This window comes from Thermomicrobiales bacterium (genome assembly GCA_041390825.1).
GTDB lineage: Bacteria > Chloroflexota > Chloroflexia > Thermomicrobiales > UBA6265 > JAMLHN01.
Genome location: JAWKPF010000072.1, coordinates 1 through 5,288, shown reverse-complemented (window position 1 = coordinate 5,288; position 5,288 = coordinate 1). Strand labels below are relative to the sequence as shown.

At 60.6% G+C, this 5,288-nt stretch carries 4 protein-coding genes; all 4 read right to left on the bottom strand.

The window, feature by feature from the left end; translation table 11 throughout:
• Nucleotides 1-55: 55 nt before the first annotated feature.
• Entirely contained in the window at nt 56-2,143 is a 2,088-nt protein-coding gene (locus R2855_19835; GenBank protein ID MEZ4533256.1) for a hydantoinase/oxoprolinase family protein, read from the bottom strand.
• Nucleotides 2,140-3,816 (bottom strand): hydantoinase B/oxoprolinase family protein, encoded by a 1,677-nt coding sequence (locus tag R2855_19830; protein ID MEZ4533255.1) that lies wholly within the window; start codon nt 3,814-3,816, stop codon nt 2,140-2,142. The genes R2855_19835 and R2855_19830 overlap by 4 nt, the downstream gene beginning before the upstream one ends.
• Before the next feature lie 183 nt (nt 3,817-3,999).
• Nucleotides 4,000-4,803, bottom strand: coding sequence for a 23S rRNA (guanosine(2251)-2'-O)-methyltransferase RlmB (gene rlmB, locus R2855_19825; protein MEZ4533254.1), 804 nt, complete (start codon nt 4,801-4,803; stop codon nt 4,000-4,002).
• Nucleotides 4,763-5,288: DALR domain-containing protein (locus R2855_19820; GenBank protein ID MEZ4533253.1), on the bottom strand; the 526-nt coding region annotated here is incomplete at its 5' end. The genes R2855_19820 and rlmB, both read right to left, overlap by 41 nt.

The following is a 5,288-nucleotide window of genomic DNA, read 5'->3' as shown; positions in this document are numbered from 1 at the left end:
ACGAAAGGCACGGCGCCCTCGCGACCGTGCGGGTGGGTGATCCGATTCTGGGAACCTAACGCTTCCCGATCCCAGCCGACTCCTTTCTGTTGGGCTGATCGCCGTCGATTGCGATATTGCCAAATCGATCGATCTCGAATCGCTGTCCCGAAAGGACAACCGTGGTCGAGCTTGGTTCTTCTATGATCGCGGGGCCAGTGCCCTGGAATCCCAGCGGCAGCGCAGACCGGTGATACACCGATGTCTTCGCGGTCTCGCCAGTGGCGAAAGCTACCGAACGTTCCCGGGACGGAATGCCGACCGCTGAGCCGCCCTCATTAGCCACGCCCGCAGGAGTGAGACCCACCTCAACTGTGCTTGTCAGTCGGAAATTGACGAGCTCGATCTCGGTTGCCTCGAGGCGAAAGGTATAGAGCTGCTCATGCAACCGATGAAAGCGATCTGCAAAATCCTCTTCCGACAGAAGTTCATCGTCGACTGGAACGCGCACGGTGTGCTCCTGTCCATGGTAGCGGCAGTCGATGGCGCGTTGGTGTTCGATATGACCTGCCTCGAAACCCTGCGCCACGAGCGTTTCCATTGCTTCCAGCTCCATCTCCGAAAAGACGCTGTCGCGCGCTGCCGCCGGGAACGACGCGAGTGCCCGAACGAACGTGCGTGATTGATCGAGCCGTGGTTTGCTGGTGAGCATACCCCAGGCGCTGAAGGTGCCGGGGAAGTTCGGGATCAGCAACCGCTTGACACCGAGTTCGCGCGCAAGATGACCGGCGTGAATCGGTCCGCCACCCCCATAAGCAATCAATGTGAAATCGCGCGGATCATACCCGCGCCGTACCGAAACGAGTTTCAATGCCTCGACAGTGAGCTCGCCGAACAGCCGCAATACACCTGCCACTGTTTCGCGCATTCCGAGTCCGAGGCGATCGGCGATTGGTGCGAACGCGTGCTGTGAGAGATCCGAATCGACCCTGAGGCGCCCGCCAAGAAACGCTGCCGGATCGAGAATCCCGGCCAGGAGCATCGCGTCGGTGATCGTTGGTTCGGAACCTCCAAGACCGTAGCAGGCTGGACCGGGGTCTGCACCCGCGGATTTGGGGCCGATTCTGAGCGCGCCGCCTTCGTCGAACCAGACAATGCTTCCACCCCCAGCGCCAATCTCGACAATGTCCACGACCGGTATGCGCAGCGGATACCCCGGAGACCACGGAGTCCACTCCATGCGGTAGTCCTGCGAAATGGCCGCCTCGCCATCCACGATCACAGAGCACTTGGCAGTTGTGCCACCGACATCGAGCGTGATCAGATGCGACTCGCCGACTTGCCGTCCGATGGCGAGCGCCCCCGCGATTCCTCCCGCCGGCCCTGACTCGACCAACTGGATCGGTTGCTCACGTGCGAAGTCGAAGGTGGCCGAACCGCCATTCGACAGCATTACGAAACGGCGATCGGTCGCCTTCTCCTCGTCGAGGGTCGTACTCAAGTGTTCCAGATAACGATCGAGAATCGGCTGGACATACGCGTTCAGCACCGCGGTGGACGTCCGCTCGTATTCGCGCCACTCGCGGCAAACGTCCGACGAACAGGTGATCGAAACGCCCGGCAACAGGGCTGCCAGATGCGCCTTTGCGGACCGCTCATGCTCTGGCCAAGCGTAGGAATGAAGAAAGCTGATCGCGATTGCCTCGATCGCCTCATCCAGGCAGACACGTGCGATCTCCTCCAGTCGTTCCAGGTCGAGCGGCAGCTCTTCGGAACCATCGACGAGCATGCGTTCGCTTACCTCGAACCGCAATCGCCGCGGCACAAGGGGCTCGGGCTTGTGGAACTTGAGGTTATACATGTCCGGGCGATTTCCGCGGCCGATTTGAAGCGCGTCGCGGAAGCCCCGGGTAGTGACCAACGCGGTCCGCACACCAGATCGTTGGGTGATGGCATTGATCACCACTGTCGTTCCATGAATGAGGTGATCGATCGCCGCAAGCTCGACTTCCGCGACCTTCAAGGCATCAAAGACCCCACGCGAAAAATCAGAGGGCGTTGTCGAACTCTTCGCTTCGAAGACACTGTTCGTTGCAGGATCGAAAACCACCGCGTCGGTGAAGGTTCCGCCAATGTCGACTGCGACTCGCAAATTGGTGGTCATTTCGCACCCGACGCTTCACCATAGACGCGAACCAGCTCATCACGAGAAATGAGATCGTCGGCCAGATCGCGCGCCACCGCGACGGGATCGCGCTCGGTTACGGGCCCCCAGCCGCCACCATTGCCGGTAACGATCCGCACGATATCGCCTTTGCCCAGGGGGACGTGTGACGTTCGCCCGCCACGCTCACGAGTGCCGTCGGTGCGCACCACCTCGTAGTAGTTGAGCGATCCGTCGAAGCCGCCTTCGACTCCCCACGGAGGCGTTCGAGATCGACCCATGCTGGCCATGAGTTTGCCGCCCATCGGCGCATCGACACGGTACTCGCGCACCGTCCCGAATCCTCCACGGTACTTCCCATGTCCCGCTGGATCCCAGGTATTGAACGAATTGGTCAACATCGTAAGCGGGAACGCGGTTTCGATGACCTCAGCCGGGTAGTTGTAAGTGTCACCGTCCGTGGTCGCGATCAATGAGCTTTCGCCGTCCCGGTCCGCGCAGGCGCCCCAGCCTCCGTCTTGTGGTGTCGTGAGAAGCCAATAGCGACCGTCGTCGTGTTGGCCACCAATGTAGTACGCGCAAAGCGAGAGGTAAGATCCGGCGGACAACGACTGAGGCAGCACCGGAGCGAGCGCCTTCCAGATGAGTTCGGTGGCACTTGCGGAGGCTTCGTAGTACCAACCTGTTGGCGCCGGACGGGTTGCCGTGAAAATGGTTCCTTCAGGACAGATCAACTCGAACGGACGGAAGAGGCCCTCGTTCGAGTCGAGTTGAGGGCCGATGATCGCCTTGAAAACCGTCTTGCATGCTGAAAGCAAGGCGCCGCGCGCGCAGTTGATCGCTCCTGCAGTCTGCTTGGCGGTCCCGGTGAAGTCGGCAACAAACCGGTCACCATCGACGGTCACCTTCACCTGGATCGGAATTCGGTCTTCGGTTATTCCGTCTCCGTCGATGAAGTCCGTAGCGGTGTAGGTTCCATTCGGCACGTTCCGCAGCGCTTGCCGTGCCATGGCTTCACCATGCGACATGATTCCATCGAATGCTGCCAGCAACTCCTCGACTCCATAGCGGTTTGCAATTTCGCGCACTCGAGCATCGGCGACTCGCACGGCAGCGACGCCAGCGTTCAGGTCTCCAATCGACATGAGCGGCAAGCGCACATTCGCCTCGATGATGTCGATGATTGCCTGATTGATTTCTCCAGCGGTGAAGAGCCTTAGGCGAGGAAACTGGAGACCCTCCTGGTAGATTTCGGTCGAATCGGGCGCAATCGAACCGAGCACCTTGCCCCCAATCTCCGTCCAGTGGGTCACCGAGATTCCAAAACCAATCACGGTCGAATCGACGAAGATCGGCATGATGAGCGCAATATCGGGGTTATGCGTGCCTCCGCCATAGGGAGAGTTCGTCATGTAGACATCGCCTGGCCGCATCGAGGACAGAGGATACTTCTCGAGAATCGAAGCTACCTGCGGCTGAAATGTTCCTGTAAAGAGGCATAGGCCGTTGTCCTGAGCGACCACCGCGCCATTCGCATCGGTGATGCCGCATGCAAAATCGAGGACCTCGTAAACGATCGGGCTCATGCTGGTGCGAGCGAGGATCGTCCCCATTTCGCCGGTGACGGCCAGGAGCTTGCTTCGAATGATTTCCTGGGTGAATGCGTCCGCCAAGAATCGATCCAAATGCTGTTGCCGGCAACGGTGGCCGGTCGAAACTCAAGGTGATGCTGGCGGTAAAGAAATCACAAAACCACTCGGCGGTGCAACCCAATCGGGCCGACTCGATGCCATGCACAGTAATCGTCTCCCGATACGGGAGAGCTCCTGCAAGCGACAATCGAGTGTGGGAACGGATCAGTCGTTCGTTTCCGAGCGAGAGAGTTCGAAGAGCGCGATCGAACCTGCAATCGCGGCGTTGAGGGAGTTCACCTCGCCCTGCATCTCTATCTTCAGGAGAAGATCGCATCGCTTGGCGAGATTGGGGCCCATCCCCTGGCCCTCAGAACCAACGATCAGGACGCAAGGCGTCGGTATCGGCACAGTGCCCAGCACGTTCGCGCGCTCGTGGTGCTCGATGCCGACGATCCAATGGCCATGCTCTTTGAGCCGATCGACGGTCTGTCCGAGGTTGACGACTTGCACGATGTCGAGATGCTCGACGGCTCCCGCTGAGGAGTTCACCACCGCCGGTGTGACGCCTGCGCTCCGTTCTCTGGGCAACAGAACGGTCCGCACGCCAAACGCCTCCGCCGCGCGAAGCAATGTCCCGACATTCTGGGGATCGACCAGATGGTCCAATGCCAGCATGGACATACTGGCGTCGTCCAGCAGACCGGAGTTCGCGTATGGGTAGGGCGATGCGAACGCGACGACACCCTGGTGGTTCACATCCGGGACCGCACGGTCGATGGTCTCCCGATCGACTCGTTCGAACGTTACACCCCTCTGTCGTGCGCGCTCCTGAATCGCGTCCAGGCGCGGATCGTTTCCTGCGGTGGAAAGCAGCAGAAGATGATGAAACCGGCGTCGACCGGCCTTCAGCGCCTCGTTGACCGCATTTCGGCCATACAGCCATTCGTCGCCGCTGCGTTGGTGCTGGCGCCGGTCTCGTCCTGCCTCAGCTCTTCTGCCAGGTCGTCCCCTGCGGTCCGTCCGCAATGGTGATTCCTTTCTCGGCCAGGCGATCGCGGATCAAATCGGAAAGCGCCCACTGTTTTTCTGCCCGCAGCCGGTCGCGCACCTGCACCAGCAAGTCGATGAATGGACCCGCATCTCCGGCTGACCGATCGCTGGATTCGAGATCGAGCCCGAGCACGCCGGCCAGATCGATCAACGCCAGGCGTCCCCGATCGATCTCTTCGACCCCGGCGCCCGCATCCCGCGCACGGTTGATGCTCCGAGCCAGATCGAACAATGCCGCCACCGCGGCTGGGCTATTGAAATCGTCGCTCATGGCGGCGTGGAACTGATCCGACGCCTGCTGAATGGCTCGATCGAGGCCCTGGTCTGGGCCGGACTCCGGCGCATTCGCTGCGGGACGCGCGGCCGTGATCAGCCGATCGAGTCCTTTGGCGGCTGCATCGAGCGACTCTTCCGAGAAGGTAAGTGGCGCTCGGTAGTGCGACTGCAGCACCATCAGTCGA